General features: G+C 36.2%; 18 protein-coding genes. 7 read left to right on the top strand and 11 right to left on the bottom strand.

From position 1 onward, the window contains the following. Window positions 1–341: 341 nt before the first annotated feature. Entirely contained in the window at window positions 342–1,352 is a 1,011-nt protein-coding gene (gene bioB / locus BU038_RS04555) for a biotin synthase BioB (protein WP_107605020.1), read from the top strand. A gap of 56 nt (window positions 1,353–1,408) precedes the next feature. Here bioB and srtA read toward each other — a convergent pair whose 3' ends face one another. After that, window positions 1,409–2,017: a class A sortase SrtA gene (srtA, locus tag BU038_RS04550; RefSeq protein ID WP_107605019.1), complete on the bottom strand. Its 609-nt coding sequence runs from the start codon at window positions 2,015–2,017 to the stop codon at window positions 1,409–1,411. Between the two features lie 154 nt (window positions 2,018–2,171). Between srtA and BU038_RS04545 the strand changes: the two genes are divergently transcribed. Then, a complete protein-coding gene (locus BU038_RS04545; protein WP_107605018.1) occupies window positions 2,172–2,411 on the top strand; it encodes a hypothetical protein in 240 nt (79 codons plus the stop codon). Window positions 2,412–2,461: 50 nt separating this feature from the next. Here BU038_RS04545 and BU038_RS04540 read toward each other — a convergent pair whose 3' ends face one another. Next, the gene (locus tag BU038_RS04540; protein WP_107605017.1) at window positions 2,462–2,767 is read right to left on the bottom strand and encodes a hypothetical protein; all 306 of its coding nucleotides are present in this window, start codon (window positions 2,765–2,767) and stop codon (window positions 2,462–2,464) included. 202 nt (window positions 2,768–2,969) lie between these two features. Between BU038_RS04540 and BU038_RS04535 the strand changes: the two genes are divergently transcribed. After that, window positions 2,970–3,596 carry an FMN-dependent NADH-azoreductase gene (locus tag BU038_RS04535; RefSeq protein WP_107605016.1) on the top strand — a complete coding sequence of 209 codons (627 nt, stop codon included), beginning with the start codon at window positions 2,970–2,972 and terminating at the stop codon, window positions 3,594–3,596. Window positions 3,597–3,852: 256 nt separating this feature from the next. Here the strand turns inward: BU038_RS04535 and BU038_RS04530 are convergent, their stop codons facing one another. From BU038_RS04530 to BU038_RS04520, 3 genes are all read right to left on the bottom strand, one after another. Beyond that, the gene (locus tag BU038_RS04530) at window positions 3,853–4,812 is read right to left on the bottom strand and encodes a cation diffusion facilitator family transporter (protein WP_107605015.1); all 960 of its coding nucleotides are present in this window, start codon (window positions 4,810–4,812) and stop codon (window positions 3,853–3,855) included. 97 nt (window positions 4,813–4,909) lie between these two features. Further along, the gene (locus BU038_RS04525; protein ID WP_107605014.1) at window positions 4,910–6,340 is read right to left on the bottom strand and encodes a phosphate--AMP phosphotransferase; all 1,431 of its coding nucleotides are present in this window, start codon (window positions 6,338–6,340) and stop codon (window positions 4,910–4,912) included. A gap of 136 nt (window positions 6,341–6,476) precedes the next feature. Continuing rightward, window positions 6,477–7,346, bottom strand: a complete 870-nt coding sequence (locus BU038_RS04520) for a fructosamine kinase family protein (protein ID WP_107605013.1) — start codon at window positions 7,344–7,346, stop codon at window positions 6,477–6,479. Window positions 7,347–7,550: 204 nt separating this feature from the next. On the opposite strand from BU038_RS04520, the gene BU038_RS04515 reads away from it, so the two are divergent. After that, complete coding sequence (locus BU038_RS04515; protein ID WP_107605012.1) at window positions 7,551–8,576, top strand: PTS transporter subunit IIC; 1,026 nt, start codon at window positions 7,551–7,553, stop codon at window positions 8,574–8,576. Window positions 8,577–8,666: 90 nt separating this feature from the next. Here the strand turns inward: BU038_RS04515 and deoB are convergent, their stop codons facing one another. Next, complete coding sequence (gene deoB / locus BU038_RS04510; RefSeq protein WP_107605011.1) at window positions 8,667–9,860, bottom strand: phosphopentomutase; 1,194 nt, start codon at window positions 9,858–9,860, stop codon at window positions 8,667–8,669. A gap of 35 nt (window positions 9,861–9,895) precedes the next feature. Beyond that, on the bottom strand, window positions 9,896–11,197 hold the full coding sequence (locus tag BU038_RS04505) for a pyrimidine-nucleoside phosphorylase (protein WP_107605010.1): 1,302 nt from the start codon (window positions 11,195–11,197) through the stop codon (window positions 9,896–9,898). Between the two features lie 266 nt (window positions 11,198–11,463). Between BU038_RS04505 and BU038_RS04500 the strand changes: the two genes are divergently transcribed. Beyond that, window positions 11,464–12,459, top strand: a complete 996-nt coding sequence (locus tag BU038_RS04500; protein WP_199219684.1) for an NADP-dependent oxidoreductase — start codon at window positions 11,464–11,466, stop codon at window positions 12,457–12,459. Window positions 12,460–12,558: 99 nt separating this feature from the next. On the opposite strand, the gene BU038_RS04495 is transcribed toward BU038_RS04500, so the two are convergent. The 4 genes from BU038_RS04495 to BU038_RS04480 all read right to left on the bottom strand — a co-directional run bounded on the left by BU038_RS04495 (window position 12,559) and on the right by BU038_RS04480 (window position 16,933). Beyond that, window positions 12,559–12,960 carry a sporulation protein gene (locus tag BU038_RS04495; protein ID WP_107605008.1) on the bottom strand — a complete coding sequence of 134 codons (402 nt, stop codon included), beginning with the start codon at window positions 12,958–12,960 and terminating at the stop codon, window positions 12,559–12,561. 206 nt (window positions 12,961–13,166) lie between these two features. Further along, on the bottom strand, window positions 13,167–13,922 hold the full coding sequence (gene pflA, locus BU038_RS04490) for a pyruvate formate-lyase-activating protein (RefSeq protein WP_107605021.1): 756 nt from the start codon (window positions 13,920–13,922) through the stop codon (window positions 13,167–13,169). Between the two features lie 109 nt (window positions 13,923–14,031). Then, window positions 14,032–16,281 carry a formate C-acetyltransferase gene (gene pflB, locus BU038_RS04485; protein WP_107605007.1) on the bottom strand — a complete coding sequence of 750 codons (2,250 nt, stop codon included), beginning with the start codon at window positions 16,279–16,281 and terminating at the stop codon, window positions 14,032–14,034. Between the two features lie 280 nt (window positions 16,282–16,561). After that, window positions 16,562–16,933 (bottom strand): DUF488 domain-containing protein, encoded by a 372-nt coding sequence (locus BU038_RS04480; RefSeq protein WP_107605006.1) that lies wholly within the window; start codon window positions 16,931–16,933, stop codon window positions 16,562–16,564. A gap of 1,241 nt (window positions 16,934–18,174) precedes the next feature. Here BU038_RS04480 and BU038_RS04475 point away from each other — a divergent pair. Then, a complete protein-coding gene (locus tag BU038_RS04475) occupies window positions 18,175–18,615 on the top strand; it encodes a LytTR family DNA-binding domain-containing protein (RefSeq protein WP_107605005.1) in 441 nt (146 codons plus the stop codon). 8 nt (window positions 18,616–18,623) lie between these two features. Continuing rightward, window positions 18,624–19,070 carry a DUF3021 domain-containing protein gene (locus BU038_RS04470; RefSeq protein WP_428843590.1) on the top strand — a complete coding sequence of 149 codons (447 nt, stop codon included), beginning with the start codon at window positions 18,624–18,626 and terminating at the stop codon, window positions 19,068–19,070. The last annotated feature ends 51 nt before the right edge of the window (window positions 19,071–19,121 follow it).

The raw sequence follows: 19,121 nt of genomic DNA, 5'->3' as shown, positions 1-19,121 counted from the left end.
CTATTAGTCGGTCGAATCCGCATGATGCAATTGAACTCAATTTATTTCATTTATATATATTACTACAATGATTAGAGTTACTTTACTCTATAGTTCTCTAATTAAACTTGGCTTTTAATCATTTACACTCTTAATAAAACGTTTACAATTGTCACAATTTAGACACATTTAAACAAATATTTTTGACATTTAGATTTTAATGTCGAATTTGAAGCTAAATTAAAATTATAAAACTTCACTTTTAGCTCTAAATCTTCACTTGCATATCCCCTTGCACAAATGTAAACTTAAAATATTAATAAGTTTACATATTGAATTTCACTATAAAGGAGATCTCGATTATGCAAATTGCAGAAGATATTTTAAACGGCAAATCACTCACCAAAGAAGAAGCCTATAATTTATATACAGATGATTCTATTGATACGATGACATTATTAGATGAGGCTTATGCTATCCGCAAACATTATTATGGAAAGAAAGTAAAACTGAATATGATTTTAAATGCGAAGAGTGGTATCTGTCCTGAAGACTGCGGATATTGCGGCCAATCAAGAGATATGAAACGAAAAGATCGTTATGCTTTGATTCCTGAAAATGATATTGTGGCTGGCGCAAACGCGGCTGCTGAACACCAAATCGGTACATATTGTATTGTGATGAGTGGTCGTGGTCCAAGTGATAAGGAAGTTGACCATATTACGTCATCTGTGAAGCAAATTAAACAAGCGCATCCTGAATTAAAAGTTTGTGCATGTTTAGGTATCGCAAATGATGATCAAGCACAACGTTTAAAAGATGCAGGCGTTGATCGCTACAACCATAACTTAAATACAAGTGAAAATTATCATGATACTGTAGTCACAACTCACACATACGAACAGCGTGTCAATACTGTAGAGATTATGAAAGCACATCACATTTCACCTTGTTCTGGTGTTATCTGCGGTATGGGTGAAACGAATCAAGACCGAATTGACATGGCCTTTGCATTAAAAGAAATTGATGCAGATAGCATTCCTATTAACTTCTTACATCCTATTCAAGGTACAAAATTCGGAGAGATGGACGAACTTACACCTATGAAATGTTTGCGCATCATTGCTTTATTCAGATTAGTTAACCCAACTAAAGAAATTAGAATTGCAGGCGGACGTGAAATCAATTTACAATCACTCCAACCTTTAGCGTTACTTGCAGCTAACTCAATTTTTGTAGGTGATTACTTAATTACAGGTGGTCAGCCTAATGAAATGGATTATCGCATGATTCAAGACTTAGGTTTTGAAATTGATCACAGTAATTTACCTGAAGATACTGCCGAACAAATCACACAAAAATCAGAAGCATAATAGTAGAAACATAAAAATAGACCTGAGACTGTTATCGTTGTCTCAGGTCTTTCTTATTATGCGACTCTTTCAGCAGTATAAATACTACGTGTTTCCCACTCGCCAGTTTGTGGATTATAGTCATCACATGTAATTAATGTTAATTGATCTTTTTTCTTTTTCTGTTCAGCCAACACGCTGATTTCAGTAGGTTTTACATCTTTAATTTTCGTAATTTTGTATTTGCGTGTTTCCTTACCTACTTTAAAAGTGACTTTAGCACCTTTTTTGACTTTGTGTAAATTTGTAAATTGATAATTGCCTGATGTATTTGTATGTCCAGCAATTGCAATATTTTGTTGGTCTAGTGATTCATCCTCTTCAGCTAAGCTGACACCTCTGTTTAATTGTTCAGGTGTTGCTTCACCAGGATAAACCGCTTCTTTAATATTCACACTAGGAATATCAATATACCCTACTAATTGTGATTTATCTTTAGGAACTTGCGGCACTTCTTTTTTCTCTTGTTTTTTTGAGGCTTGTTGTTTATCGTATTGTTCTATTTTCGCTTCATTTTCTTTACCAGCAATAAAGTGGTTGATTTGTGGTTTAAATACCATAAAGATGCCTGCTAAAATAAGTACGACACCTGCTAATGTAAATAACCGTGATTTCCATTTACCCATTGTAAACCTCCTAATTCAGTTCGACTCATGCTGTGAATTTCATTCATTATAACATGGTTTTCAATATTCATATAGAGCAATGCGCTCACTAGCAATCACAATAAAAATGTTATACAATTAATTAGATAACAAACTATTTTCAAGGAGAAAGACGATGTGGAATTTATTTAAAGGAATCGTTTTTATATTAGCACTGATCGGTACGTACAAAGTATGGCAAGAGGGTAACTATTTAGACAACTTCCTTCAATTCTATGGCCAAGTTTTTAATGGTACTTTCTTGAGTCAAATTCAACAATGGTCAGATAATCAACCTTTACTTCAAAACTTTGAATATTACACTGAACAGCTTCCTTCATTAGACGAAATCAAAAATTTTCTACATTTAACATAAAATCATCATTTATAAAGCCTGTCTCTTACTTTATAAATGATGATTTTATTTTATTGTTGATTGTGATGTTTCAACTTCATAGATTCTTTATATGCTGCATCTGCACTTTGAAAATGCGGGCTGCGAGGAATCACTTTATTTTCGACAGCTGTCTCATATGCGCCTAACTTTTGCGCTTCCGTTTTCTTTGGATCATTAAAGAATGCTTTCAATTGCTTTTCTGTTGTTATGCCTTTAACTTTATATTTTTGTGTTGCTGCTGCCTTCGCATCATTTTGCATTTCAGCCTTAATTGTATACAACCCCGAACCTACTACTAATAAAAATAATAATGTACCGATAATTAAATTCTTCATCACTTCACCCCTGGGGATAATTTTCAAAAGTATTATACGCCTAATGCTTAATTGTGCACCACTTTAAACATGCTTGTTCACTAAATCTACTTATTTCCTTTTTACGCAATGCCTCAAAAGTGAAAACTTTACCCTTTACATATAATAATTGTACTTAGTATAATAAATATATCTTAAATTACATGAAAAAGGATGATTATTAATGTCACAAGTTTTATATATCACAGCACACCCATTAGACGAAATGGTTTCTAACTCAATGGCAGTCGGAAAATCTTTTATTGATACTTACAAAGCAGAACACCCTGAAGATGAAGTAGTTCATATCGACTTATTTAAAGAAGATGTACCTGAAATCGACGCTGAAGTATTTTCAGGTTGGGGCAAATTACAATCTGGTGACACATTAACTGATTCAGAACAACAAAAAGTTAACCGTTTAACTGAACTTGTAGATCAATTCGTAGCGGCAGACAAATATGTTTTCGTTACACCAATGTGGAACTTATCATTCCCGCCAGCAGTCAAACGTTACTTTGATGCAGTTACAGTTGCAGGTAAAACATTCAAATACACTGCTGAAGGTCCACAAGGTTTATTAACAGACAAAGCAGCATTGCATATCCAATCACGTGGTGGCTACTACAGTGAAGGTCCAGCAGCTGACTTTGAATTAGGCGATCGTTATATCCGTACTATCCTAGCATTCATGGGCGTTCCAGATATTAGCTTAATCGCAATTGAAGGTCACAATGCAGAACCTGAAAACGCTGAAGAAATTAAATTAAATGCAATTCAACAAGCAGAACAATTCGCAAAACAATTTTAATCATAGAAAAACGGGCAACCTTAATGGCTGCCCGTTTTTTATTATTTATCTTCGTTTTTCTTTTCTAATTTTTCTTTTTGTTTTTTCGCTTGCTCTTTAGTTTCGTCTACTACGCGTCCTTGGATTGAACCTTTTTTCTCTTCAGCCATAATATAGCCTCCTTTAGTTATGTTTTGTCTTCTATCAACTAAACAAACGGTTGAATTTTATAACCGTACTTATTATATTACCCAAAAGAGAATTGAATCACACATACTTATGCTTTTTCATCTTCAAATTGTTCAAAATAATTCTCATCCAAGTGATTCAAATCCAGATGTTCAATCTGTAACGTTGTATGATGCAAGCCATACTTTGTTTTTAACAGTTGTTCTAATTGGTTGATAATGCGATAAGCATCTTGGCTATCTTTACTATCTAATACCACATGTGCTGATAATGAATACTGATCAGAAGTTACACTCCATAAATGGAATTCATGTACATCTAAAACATGTTCCGCTTTCTTCATATCTTCCATGATTTGGTCAACATCCAAACCTTCTGGTACAGATTCCATTAAAATCATCCATGCATTCTTCAAGATTTTATAACCGCCATTCAATAAAACAGCTGAAATGACAATACTTAAAATCGGGTCAATCATTTGAATGCCAGTCAATTTAATTAAAATAACAGCTAAGATAACACCCACTGAGTTTAATAAGTCGCCAAAGAAATGCCATAACGCACTTTGAATGTTGATGTTATCTTCAGATTTTAAAGAGTGATACAGTAACCAAGTTAATACGATATTCACGATTAAACCAATTACCGCAATCACTAACATTAGTCCACTTTCAATTTCTCTCGGGAAAATCATGCGCATAATAGCCTCATAGAAAATCCACAGTGATATCACTACAAGTGCCAAACCATTTAAGAAAGCTGCAATGACTTCAAATCTTAAAAAGCCATAAGTAAAACGGTCAGTCGGCTGCCTGCTTGATAAATAAATTGCGACCATTGATAATCCCAGTGCTAAAACGTCACTGAGCATGTGGAAAGAGTCTGATAAAAGTGCCAGTGAGTTCGACACTATGCCTCCTATAAATTCAACAAGTGTAAAGAATAACGTAATAATTAAAGATAACCATAGCGTTTTCTTTGAACTTTGTTGAATTTTGCGATGTTCCACATGATGAAAATAATAGGTTCTAGAATAATTTCTCGCCATTATTTTCTTCTCCCCCTTCTTGCCATTGTTCCTTTTCTATCCATTGACAATATATGCCGTAATTAACTCTATATACTTCTCACTAGTATACCAGTCTTTAATCGTGGTGTACGCCCCACAAAGCAGTTTCACATGTTTTGATAATACGTTTTAATACCGCAATACGTGCTGTTTTCTTATGATCAGCCGGTACGACATACCATGGTGCATTATTCGTATCCGTTTTTTGAATCATATCAGCACTCGCCTCTAAATATAAATCCCATTTTTCACGGTTACGCCAATCTTCATCCGTAATCTTCCATTGTTTATCTGGATTTTCTTCTCTGGCTTTAAAGCGTTCTAACTGAACATCTTTATCTAAACTTAAGAAAAATTTTAAAAGAATAGCGCCTTCATCTGTCCACATTTTTTCAAAGTCATTAATTTCATGATAAGCACGTTGCCATTCATCCGTTGTCGCAAACCCTTCTACACGTTCAACAAGTACACGGCCATACCAACTGCGGTCAAAAAGTTCAATATGTCCTGTACGTGGCATATCACGCGCAAAGCGCCATAAGTATTGATGTGCAAGTTCAACATCTGTAGGTGCACTGATCGCATTGACTTCGTAACCAGTCGGATCTAATTTCTCGCGGATACGTTTAATATTGCCGCCTTTACCTGCCGCATCCATTCCTTCAAACACTAAAATTAATGGAATTTTTCGTTCATATAACGCAAATTGAATTTCTAACATACGTGCTTGGAGTTTTTCTATTTGTGTTTTGTACTCTGATTTGCTGACTTTTTCTAGCGGATTATCAAATACATCTGTGGTATAACCTTTCGTGAATAAACCATCACGTGTTTGAACACGTTCATGATAAGCTTTAATAGCTTTTTTTAGACGTTTAATAATGTGTTCATACATTAAAATAGTCGCCGCTGCTCCATCCGTATAATCAATAATCTTCCAATCTTTTTGTGATGGGTCTTTAAGTATTTTACGCATTTCTTCTAAATAAATATCATCCGGAATAACATTTTCATATTCTTGTGCTTTCCATCTAGTAAGCGGATTTTCTTTTGTTTGTCTGATATGTTCTTGTCGTTTTTGTTCATCAATTTCAATATAAAATTTAATGATTTCATATTGGTCATTTTCAAGCATCGTTTCAAAACCATCAATTTGATCACGCAGTACATGATAATCTTTATATTGTAAATGCTTAATACCATTCACTTTGTAGTCGATATAATGCGCATACCAGCTACGGAAATAAATATTAATATCCCCTTTGCCCGGTAATGTGTTCCAATACTTTTGTAAGAATTGGTAACGTAAATTTTCTGGTGTCGGTGATGCGGTAGCGATAAAGCTTGAGTATTTCGCATCCAAAGTTAGTAATAATTCATTAGATAAACGTGTTTTCCCTGCTGCAGGAACGCCCTCGAATAGAATCATCACTGGAATCCCTAATTGATGTGTTGTTCTTGTTAACTCTGATGCTTCCAACTCAAGGTCTTTAATCTTAGTTGACATTATTCTCACCCCATTTTTAGACTTACTTATAAATTAACACTTTTTAAGCCTGAAATGGACAAAGGAGTAAAATTCCACCAACATGATATATATGTAAAAAGCGACCTACTTTGTCAGTAAGCCGCTGATATTAAATTTAGAAGTTAGCATCACTTAAAATTTTATCCATTGAAGCGTCTACACTACCTTCATACATCGGACCGAATTTCACTAGGTGTACTAATAATAAATAGAATTTATAGAATTCAATACGTTGATACGCACCTTCATCTAAAGGATAAGCTTTATCATAAGCTTCATAGAATTCTTCAGAGAAACCGCCGAATGTCGTTGTTGCGCCTAAATCAAATTCACGGTCGCCATACATCGGTGCTGGGTCAAAGAGTGCAGGTTCACCATTTTCTAAGAACATGTAGTTGCCGCCCCATAAATCACCATGTAATAACGATGGTTTACTTTTGTGATTATCCAAGGCATTCACAATTACTTGACGCACATTATCAAATTTATTCAATTGATCTACGTTCCATAATCCTTTTTCAACCACAACTTCTCTTAAATGGTCCAATCTGCGGTTCACAAAGATTTCTTTCCAAGAATCTGTCCATTCATTATTGAAAGAAATATCTCTACCTTCATAAGGATGGTCATATCCGAAGCGTTTATCTGGGTTATGGAAATCATGTAGTTTTGCGACTAATTTACCAAGTTCTGCTTGGCTGCCGCGCGGACCTTCTTCTAACCAACTTAATACTAAATAAGCATCTCCATCAATTTCACCATTCGCAATCACACGCGGTGCAGTTACTTCCGCATACTCAAAATCTTTCAACCCTTCTGCTTCTGCCGCATAGAAGTCATAAGAAGTATTCGGTTGTACTAATAAGAAGAATGTTTCATTGTTTTCAGTGTCAATACGATATGCATCATTCACGTCACCACCTGCGACAGGTACAATATCTTTAATACCTGAAATCGGTAAATTTTGTTGCCATAACTTATCCATTATTTAATCCCCCGTTCTAAATTGTCTCATACATAATATATACCACTTATCTTATAATTATAACTTGCTTTCCTTAACCTGCTTTTTAAACACAAGACTTTTGTTTATTTCTTTTTACGATAGTGTGTTATTCAAAATAACAATCTTTTTTGCAGTTGCTTTTATGCTATACTAATGACAAATAATTGGAGGGTGAAATCCTAAATGAAAAAACTTCTACATCGTTGGTTTATTCAAGGTCTAAGTTATATGACCTTAGGCTTATTCGGTTCACTTATTATCGGTTTAATCTTACAAACTATCGGTAAACAAACTTTGTTTCCTGTTTTAAATTTACATTTTTTATCTGAAATCGGCACAGTTGCCATGGGCTTAACAGGTGCCGCAATCGGTGGTGCCATTGCCTATGGTTTAGGTGCACAACCTTTAGTTGTCTTTTCTTGTATCATTGTCGGTTCACTCGGCTATGATAAGTTTGGCGGCGGTGCAGTAGGTGCCTTCGTTGCCACATTAATCGCTACTGAATTAAGTCGTTTTTATGCGGCTAAAACTAAAATTGATATTATTATCTCACCACTACTTACTTTGATTATCGGTGGTGCAGTGGCTAAATTTATCGGACCATTCTTAAATGACTTTATGGTGTCACTCGGTAAAATGATTATGCTAGCGACAGATCAGCGTCCATTGATCATGGGCATTTTAGTCGCAGTCATTTTCGGTTTAGCTTTAACAGCTCCAATTTCAAGTGCTGCCTTAGCTTTAATGTTAGACTTATCAGGTTTAGCTGCAGGTGCCGCAACAATCGGTTGTTGTGCACAAATGGTCGGTTTTGCGGTCACGAGCTTTAAAGACAATGGTGTCGGCGGTGTCATTTCAGTCGGTATCGGTACAAGTATGCTTCAAGTACCGAATATCTTAATGAACCCAGCAATACTTATTCCACCGACACTCGCAAGCGCAATAGTCGCACCTATCATGACAACACTCTTCCCAATGACCAATAATGCAGCGGGCGCTGGAATGGGAACGAGCGGTTTTATCGGACAAATTATGACCATCAATACTATGGGCGCTTCACTTCAAACTTGGATACTAATCGGTGTCTTCCAAATTGCGTTACCTGCAGTAGTCAGCTACTTACTTTATAAAGTGTGTCGTAATGCAGGATGGATTAAAGATGGCGATCAGAAAATCCATATTGGTGACAGAAGAACTTCAAATTCATAATTAGATTTACTTATAAAAATAACGTTCCATCCAAATATTCTGGATAGAACGTTATTTTATATTTATAGAAACTTAATTATTTAACCTCTGTTACTCTGTTTCAACACCTAATTCAGCTAAATAACTGCGTCCGAATTCAGGCATTGGTACATTAAAGTTATCTGCGATTGTCGCACCGATAGAACTGAACGTTGTGTCACCGCTAAGCTCATGTGCTTTATCTTTTAATTTAGGACTATAGAACAATACTGGAATATATTCACGTGTATGATCTGTACCTGGCGCAATCGGGTCGTTACCATGATCTGCAGTGATGATGACTAAATCATCTTCTTGCAGATTTTCAAAGAGTTCTGGTAAACGTTCATCAAATTCTTTAATTGCTTGTGCATAACCGTCTTTATCACGACGATGGCCATACAACGCATCGAAATCTACTAAGTTTAAGAAGCTGAGTCCAGTAAAGTCATGTTTCACCACTTCAACAAGTTGATCCATACCGTCCATATTATTTTTTGTACGTACCGCTTTCGTTACACCTTCACCATCGTAAATATCATTGATTTTACCGATGACAATAACATCGTAACCATTATCTTTCAACTCATTCATGACAGTACGACCAAATGGTTTCAATGCATAATCATGGCGATTTGACGTACGTGTGAAGTTGCCTGGTTCACCCACATAAGGGCGTGCGATAATACGTCCGATTAAATATTTAGGATCTTTCGTCAATTCACGGACTTTTTCACAGATATCATAGAGTTCTTCTAAAGGAATGATATCTTCATGTGCCGCAATTTGAAGTACAGGGTCAGCTGAAGTATAGACAATTAAATCGCCTGTCTTCATTTGATGTTCGCCCCACTCGTCAATAATCTGCGTACCAGAAGCTGGACGGTTCGCAACTATTTTACGGCCTGTCATCTCTTCAATTTCTTGAACTAGCTCATCTGGGAAGCCTTCTGGATAAACTTTGAACGGCTGCATAATGTTTAGCCCCATAATTTCCCAGTGACCTGTCATCGTATCTTTACCAACAGAAGCTTCACTGAGTTTAGTATAAAAAGCTTCAGGATGTTCGACTTCATTCACAACTGGTAAGTGATCGATATTACCTAATCCTAAGCGTTCTAAATTTGGTAATTTTTGTTTAAATCCTTCTAATGTATGTTTTAAAGTGTGACTGCCTTCATCGTTGAATGCGGCCGCATCTGGCCCTTCTCCGATACCTACAGAGTCCATCACAATTAAATGTACACGTTTAAATGGAGTTGTCATACTCATTCGCTCCTATCTTTCTTTATTTCAAATGTTTATTCAGTAATCATCGTATGAATCAATGTCGGTGCTTCACCTGTTTGCGCAATCGTAATATTATCATAGATTTTAGCTTTGACATCATCAATGGATTCCGTATTACTGTAAACTGTCATCAGGCTTTCGCCCTCTTCAACTTTGTCTCCGACTTTTTTATGCAGAACTAAACCGACAGCTAAGTCAATCTCATCTTCTTTCGTTTGACGTCCCGCACCTAACATCATAGACGCAATACCCATTTCATTCGCTACAATCTCAGTAACTACACCGCTTGATTTAGCTGGAATGTCAATTTGGTATTTGGCTTGAGGTAATAATTCAGGATGATCTACTACTTCTGTATTACCCCCTTGATTGCCTAAGAATGTACGGAATTTATCTAAAGCCGCACCGCTATCAATCGCTTCTTGAAGCAATGTACGTGCTTCATCAAGAGTTTCAGCTTTACCGCCAAGTACAACCATTTGAGATCCAAGCGTCATTACAAGTTCAGTTAAATCTTCTGGGCCTTCACCACGCAATGTATCGATTGCCTCTTTTAATTCAAGCGCATTACCAATAGCGTTGCCAAGCGGTTGACTCATGTCAGAAATAATCGCCATGGTTTGTCTGCCGACATCATTACCGATTTTAACCATCGCATGTGCCAACGCTTTCGCATCATCTAATGTTTTCATAAATGCGCCATTACCTGTCTTAACGTCTAAGACAATCGCATCTGCCCCCGCCGCAATCTTCTTACTCATAATAGAAGATGCGATTAATGGTATAGAATTCACTGTGCCTGTCACATCACGCAATGCATAAATCTTCTTATCGGCAGGTGTTAAATTACCTGATTGTCCAATTACTGCTAATTTATCTTCATTTACAAGACGAATGAACTCATCTTCTGAGATTTCCACATGGAAACCATCAACCGCTTCTAATTTATCGATCGTACCGCCTGTGTGTCCTAATCCACGTCCGCTCATCTTCGCAACCGGTACTCCTACTGCCGCTACAAGCGGCACAAGAACTAATGTCGTTGTATCACCTACACCGCCTGTAGAGTGTTTATCGACTTTGATTCCTTCGATTTTGGATAAATCAATCATATCTCCTGAATGTACCATTGCCATAGTTAAAGCAGCACGTTCTTCATCATTCATATCTTGGAAATAAATTGCCATCGCAAGACTCGACATTTGATAATCTGGGATGTCACCATTCGTATAGTGTTCGACCATCCAATTAATTTCTTCAGTCGTTAATGCCTTGCCGTCCCTTTTCTTATCGATTAAATCCACCATTCTCATAATTCTGTCACTCCTTCAAGTATTCTCTTTCATCTGTGCTTTGTGACACTTGCTTACTTATATTTTACCACGAGGATGCATCAAAACGAGAATGAAATGAATAGAGAATGAGTCAAAATCAAAAACAATTAGTTGCATCAAGAATATAAATAACACAATTTCACAACACTGTGAAACATTGATTAAACTGCATATTTCTAGGGAAAGTAGGTGTATAATAAAGTAAATCAGAAATTGGAAGTGTTTAGGTTATGGCAAAAGAGAAAATGCGAGCAATCATCAACAGAAAATATGGCAAACATGCCAAAGCAGAATTAAAAGAAGTGAAACGACCTAAAATTAAAGACAATCAAGTATTGATTAAAATACATGCGGCAAGTGTCAATCCGGTCGACTTTAAAATCGCGCAAGGTGGCGCCATGCGTCTATTTTTCAACTATAAAACACCTTATATTATGGGACATGACTTTGCGGGAGAAATTGTGGAAGTCGGCAAACATGTTTCCGCATTCCAGATCGGTGACAATGTCTATGGCTTAAAAGCAGGTGCTTTCGCGGAATATATTACAGCAACGCAAAACCAAATCGCCGCAATGCCGAATCATTTAAGTTACGAAGAAGCCGCTTCTATTCCTATGGTAGGCTTAACGTCCTATCAAGCTTTAAATGATGTCATGCATCTCACAAAGGATCAAAAAGTTTTAATCCAAGCAGGCTCTGGCGGTGTCGGTACTTTTGCGATTCAATTTGCGAAAGTACTAGGGGCTTATGTTTCGACCACAACAAGCAGTAAAAATCGTGAACTTGTTAAAGCGCTCGGAGCTGACAACGTTATCGACTACCGTCGTCAAAACTTTACTGATAGTTTGAAAAACTATGACGGTGTCTTTGATACATTAGGCGGCGACAATTTATTTTCAGCGTTTGAGATTTTAAAACCTTTAGGCAAAGTGGTATCTATCAGCGGTATTCCTGATGCACAAACTGCCAAAGATTTAAAACTTCCTTTACGGAAACGACTCTTATTAAAATTTGCATCACGTAAAATTCATCGTGCAGCACGCCAACATCACGCTTCATATCGCTTTATCTTTACAAAAGACAGCCGTTCACAATTAAACAAAATCAGACAGTTGATTGAATCAGGTAAAATCAAACCCGTGTTAGACTTAACTTTTGATTTTGAAGAAACCGATAAAGCTTTAGAATACATTCAACAAGGCCACGCAACCGGCAAAGTAGTTATTCGTATTTCAAGATAACTTGAAACAAAAAACACCACATCATCTGTATCACAAGCCTCAACTCTTGCGATAGTAATGATGTGGTATTTCTTTATACGTGTTTAAAATAAGCCTGGCTTATTGAATAGAAATTTCGGCATCTTCTTCTGCGTCAGCACCGTTATCAATATAAACATAAGTTCTAAGCGTCAACGCATCTGTGTCTTTTTGGAATTCATAATTTTCAAGTGGGAATTCAAATGGTTTTTCCACTGTTTGTGCCGCTTCAACGACTTGTTCACTATGAATTTCATAGACTTGTAAGATATTTTCCATCTCATCAAAATCACTGTGTTCTGTTTCATTTTCTTTGTGTTCGATTAAAGAAAGTTTAATTTTAGAGATTTGTTGATCCGCATCTCCGCCTTTTAATACAACTTTACCTTTAATCAATTCATTAGCATCAAACACATCTTTTTCTAAACGTGTTTCTACTGTTAATGCACCTACACCTAGTGATGTTAAGATTTTTTCAAACATAGTATGCCCTCCTTGAAATGTTGTGAAGTTTTATAATCTCGACTTATTTATCTCTTCCCTAACTCTAAGTCGTTTAATTCAAAACTGAATTATTAGATTTGAACAACAACATTATCTTAAAAAAGAATTTCATCTCATGTCAATCTAAGCATATTGAAAAACAGACACATAGAAAAAATTCTAAGCGTCTGTTTTTGTGGTTGCTATTATACACTTACTGGAGTGATACCTTTAAAGTTCACTAAATTGTATGCGCGTACAACTTCTTCTGTTGTCGGTTCAATCACACCGTCTAATGGATATTCAAGTTCTAATGCTTCGTACTTATGCACACCGAGCTGGTGATAAGGTAAGATTTCAAAACGTTCAACATTCTCAAGTGAATTAATAAATTCACCAAGTTTAATTAAATCTTCTTCATCATCGGTATAACCCGGTACAAGGACATGACGAATCCAAACAGGTTGTTTACGTTCTGACAACATCTTCGCAAATTTAATAATATGTTCATTTGGTTTTCCTGTTAATGCGATATGTTTTTCATTATCAATATGTTTTAAATCAAGCAAAATCAAGTCAGTATACTCAAGCAAATTATCTAAATGGGAAAGAAATGCTTTCGTTTCATTCACACAGCCTGCCGAAGTATCAATGCATGTGTGTATGTCTGCTTTTTTCAGCTCTTTAAATAATGCTTCTACAAATGGCATTTGAAGCAAAGGTTCGCCACCGCTGATTGTGACACCTCCGCCAGAGACAGAAAAGTAAGGACGATATGGAAGAATTTCATCCACTAATTCGTCAACTGTCGCTTTACGGGATGCATCAGTCAAACCCCAAGTGTCAGGGTTATGACAGTACAGGCATCTTAATAAACACCCTTGCGTAAATATAATATAGCGAAGGCCTGGGCCGTCAACTGTCCCTAAACTTTCTACTGAGTGAATTCTTCCTTCCATAATAATCGTCCTTTCTTTTTGTTTCATGATCCATATTACTATTATTTTTTATACGGCATACTTTTTATTCATAATAGGCATCAAGCCGCAATAAATGCGGCTCTTACCTTAATTACATTCTTTCGTGGAATGTTCTTGAGATAACATCTAATTGTTGTTCTCTTGTTAATTTAATGAAGTTAACTGCGTATCCAGATACACGGATTGTTAATTGTGGATACTCTTCAGGGTGTTCCATTGCGTCTAATAATGTGTCTCTGTTAAATACGTTGATATTTAAGTGGTGACCATGTTGCATTGCGTAACCATCTAATACAGATACTAAGTTATGGTTTTGTTCCATATCTGTTTTACCTAATGATTTAGGTACGATACTGAATGTATTAGAGATACCATCTTTACAATATTCGTAAGGGATTTTCGCAACTGATGATAATGATGCTAATGCACCGTGTTCATCACGGCCGTGCATTGGGTTAGCACCTGGTGCGAATGGTTCGCCTTCTTTACGTCCATCTGGTGTATTACCAGTTTTCTTACCATAAACTACGTTTGAAGTGATTGTTAAAACACTCATTGTGTGTTCTGAGTCACGGTAAGTTTTGTGTTTACGTAATTTTTTCATGAATGATTTTACTAATTCTACAGCGATATCGTCTACACGTTTATCGTTGTTACCATATTTAGGGAAGTCGCCAGTTGTTTCGAAGTCTACTGCTAAACCTTCTTCGTTACGGATTGCACGAACTTCACCGTATTTGATTGCTGAAAGTGAGTCTGCAGCTACTGATAAACCTGCGATACCTGTTGCCATAGTACGCATTACGTCTGTATCATGTAACGCCATTTCGATACGTTCGTAGCTGTATTTATCATGCATGTAATGGATGATGTTTAGTGAGTTGATATAAACGCCTGCTAACCATTCCATCATTTGATCGAATTTCGCATAAACTTCATCATAGTCTAAAATTTCTGAAGTTACTGGTACGAATTCTGGACCTACTTGTTTGCCTGATTTTTCATCTTTACCGCCGTTGATAGCGTAAAGTAAAGTTTTCGCTAAGTTTGCACGTGCACCGAAGAATTGCATTTGTTTACCGATACGCATTGCAGATACACAACATGCGATACCATAGTCATCGCCATAGCTTTCACGCATTAAGTCATCGTTTTCATATTGGATAGCACTTGATTTGATACTCATTTCAGCACAGAATGTTTTGAAGTTTTCTGGTAAACGTTGTGACCATAAAACTGTTAAGTTTGGTTCTGGTGCTGGTCCTAAGTTATCTAATGTGTGTAAGAAACGGAATGAGTTTTTAGTAACCATGTGACGTCCGTCAATACCTACACCACCGATTGATTCAGTTACCCAAGTTGGGTCTCCTGAGAATAATTCGTTGTAGTCAGGTGTTCTTGCGAATTTCACAAGACGTAATTTCATAATGAAGTGATCCACAATTTCTTGTACTTCACGTTCAGTAATGTCACCGTTTTGTAAGTCACGTTCTGCATAGATGTCTAAGAATGTAGATGTACGTCCTAAACTCATTGCAGCACCGTTTTGTTCTTTAATTGCTGCTAAGTATGCAAAGTATAACCATTGAACTGCTTCTTTGAAGTTTGTAGCTGGTTTGCTGATGTCATAACCATACATTGAAGCCATTTCTTTTAATTCATGTAATGCACGGTGTTGTTCAGATAATTCTTCACGTAAACGGATTGTTGCTTCATCCATTTCAGTAGACATGTTATTGAAGTCTTTTACTTTTTCTTCAATTAAGTAGTCAACACCATATAATGCTACACGACGGTAGTCACCGATAATACGTCCACGTCCGTATGCATCTGGTAAACCTGTAATGATACCCGCTTTACGGCAAGCTAACATTTCTTTTGAGTATGCATCGAATACACCTTGGTTATGTGTTTTACGAATATCAGTAAAGATCTTTTCAGTTTCTTTATCTAATTCATAACCATATGCTTCACAAGCTGCTTTTGCCATACGAATACCACCGAATGGTTGCATTGAACGTTTGAATGGTTTTTCAGTTTGAACACCTACGATTTGTTCAGTGTCTTTGTTTAAGTAACCTGCATCATGTGAAACGATTGTTGATGCAACTTTAGTGTCCATATCCCACATGCCGCCACGTTCACGTTCTTCTTTAGATAATTCCATAACTTGTTTCCATAAATCGCTTGTTGCACGTGTTGGTGATTCTAAGAATGAAGAATCTCCGTTGTACATTGTGTAGTTCAATTGAATAAAGTTTCTAACATCCACTTCTGAAGTCCATTTGCCAGTCTCAAATCCTGCCCATGCTGATTGTTTTCTTGATTTTGGTTCAATCATTGATATCCCTCCATGGATAATGTGTATTTTAGGTTTATTGTTTGTTCACCTTTTCACATACTATTATAGCGTGACTTGTGAAATAAATCACTAAAATATGAAAACGTTTTAATAAACATGTGTCAAGGTTGTGACTCTGTTAGGTTAAGTGTTACATTCAAAAACCACTGTATTAGAACAGTAAATTTTTAATTGCAAATAAAAAACAATCCAATAAAGCGTTATATACTTTACTGGATTGCTTCAATATTTATTCCATGATTACTGGCTAATTTTAATTTTATTTATAACCTTGATCTTTCAAATAAGATTGTAAGACAACAGCTTGATTATGTTTTTCATCTTTAGCACCAAATAAAATGATTACATCTTTACGTGCATCTTTGACAATACCTTCTAGTGTTTTGAGTTCTTCATTTTGTTCATCATTGTTTTCAAGTTCTTTGATATATTTCTTTTTAAAGTCCTCAAACTTGTCTGCGTCATGGTTGAACCACTCTCTTAATTCTTTTGTCGGACCGATATTTTTTAACCATTCATCAAAGTTTGCGTTTTCTTTTGAAATACCGCGTGGCCAAACACGATCTACTAATACACGTACACCATCGTCTTCTGCTTTATCATCATAAATACGTTTTACTTTGATTGTCATACAAGCATCCTTCCTTTCAATCAATGGTCAACACTTTATATTTAATATACCCTTGCCCTATTGCCACAAACAACGCTCATTTCTTATTTTAATAGGAAGAAACACAATATTCCATATTGCATACAATCATTCTGTGGTGGTACAGCGCTTACATAGTACAACAGTAAACTGTACAGTTTCACAATAACGTCACATCTCTAAAAAGTTATGCACCATTTATAGTGATTTTAATCACAAGTCATGTTATTGTAGTATGTGAAATAGATAACAAAGTTGTTTCAAGCGATAATGTTGTTCAAGAGACCCCTGAGACACGAACAACAGATAGATGAGCGCTTTAAACAACGCTATCTATTTAATATTTTAATTTGGCGGCATTATTTTATGATAATGCGACGCTTTACAGTGAACGAGTACATCTCAGAACAACAACCTAGAAATGTCATTGGCAGAGAGACCGTGGTAGGATTTCTGTCATGTTGCTGCATATTTCTTTAAAGATGTTCCCCGCATCCTAAAGAAACATGTATCAATTTTAGTATATTTCAGGAGGTGAGTTGCTCATATAAGCTAAAACGAAGACAGGATTACCCCATCCTAATTTCGATGCTGACACGTTCGAATCATATTAAACTTTGATGTGTTTCCCCTGATACATCAAGTTACTAACAAAATTTCAAAACAGCTGCATTTTAAAGTAAATGGCTCCCCAACCATTTGCTTAGTATACTCCCAACTTTCGTAAGCGGCTGTATGAAATGATGTGCCCCGATAATATGAATCGAATGACGAGCTTATCTCTAAAAATGAGTCGTAGGTATATTCAAAAGTTGAGCATTCATGAAACAGATAGATTGGATGACAGAGGATTCAACGTCTGAATGTCATACATGCTCAATCCACTCCTTAAAAATTGTAGGCAAAGTAAGTAATAAGAATGATAACCAATCATATTGATGAACTCTGAAAGAAATATACTAAATGGTTAGTCTCAATACACTTTCCCCTGAGTGTATTGAACAATGAGTAAACTCCTTAAAAATTGATATTGTTATTACAAGTATTAGAAATGATTCCCCTTCATTTCTAAAATCACTGTAATGGAGAGAAGGTTTCCCCAGACCTTCTCTTTTTTATGCTTTTTTAACCACTTGTCATCCCCTTGATACCACATGTGTCAAAACTATTCTCATAATCGTCATGCTCTGCTTTAATAGAATTAAAGAGAGGAGCGAGTGCTCATGAAAATCAATTCCTATTTTGATCCGACTTACCCTGAAGAATATGTCGATATCTATGCACATGAACATTCTAAAACCGTTGATGCAATTATCCAAGCAGCACAACAAACATCAACCATTCAAACTTTAACAGGCAAAGAAGATGATAAAACATATCGCTTCCCCATAGAAGACATCCTCTACATCCGTTCAGAACAGCGTAAGCTCTTTGCCTATACAACATCTCATCGCCTGCACATTCAACAGCGCTTTTATCAGCTAGAACAATCCTTACCGAATGATTTCATCAGAATCTCACAATCAGAAATCATCAACATGCACAACATTAAACACTTAAGCTTAAGTAAAAACGGTATGATTCATATCGAAATGAAACATGGTGAAGCAACTTATTCCTCACGACGTTATTTAAAACAATTGAAAGCGAGGTTATTCCAATGAAACACATTATTAAGCAATTATGTATCGGTTTTATGGTCGGCATTACGATTGGTATCACAATGTCATTAATCTTCTCATTTATCTTTGCACAAGGTCAATATGAGCCCCTGTCTCCTGTTTCAACAATGGGAATGTACTATCATGCACATCTCTCTGAAGTGATGACTATGTTCGTATGTGTCATCTTATGGGGACTTATCGGCGTACTCTTCACACTCGCTGAAATGATTTATTATAAAACGGACTGGAGCTTGCTTAAAACAACACTCGTCCACTTAGTATTATGTTATGTTGGATTCTTACCGCTCGCGATGTTAGCTGGATGGTTCCCGCTCGATGTGATAAATATCTTAGTATTTACACTTATCTTCCTCTTCATTTACAGTATCATTTGGATCATCAACTACATTAAAAATAAGCGCTTAGTCAATGAGATTAATCACAAACTAAAATAAATGAAAAGCTCCCGATAAAGGATTCACTGAATCAGTGTCTGCCTTATCGGG

Origin of the sequence: Staphylococcus simulans (assembly GCF_003043455.1) — a bacterium.
Classification (GTDB): Bacteria; Bacillota; Bacilli; order Staphylococcales; family Staphylococcaceae; genus Staphylococcus; species Staphylococcus simulans_A.
This window is presented reverse-complemented; position numbering and strand designations above follow the sequence as displayed.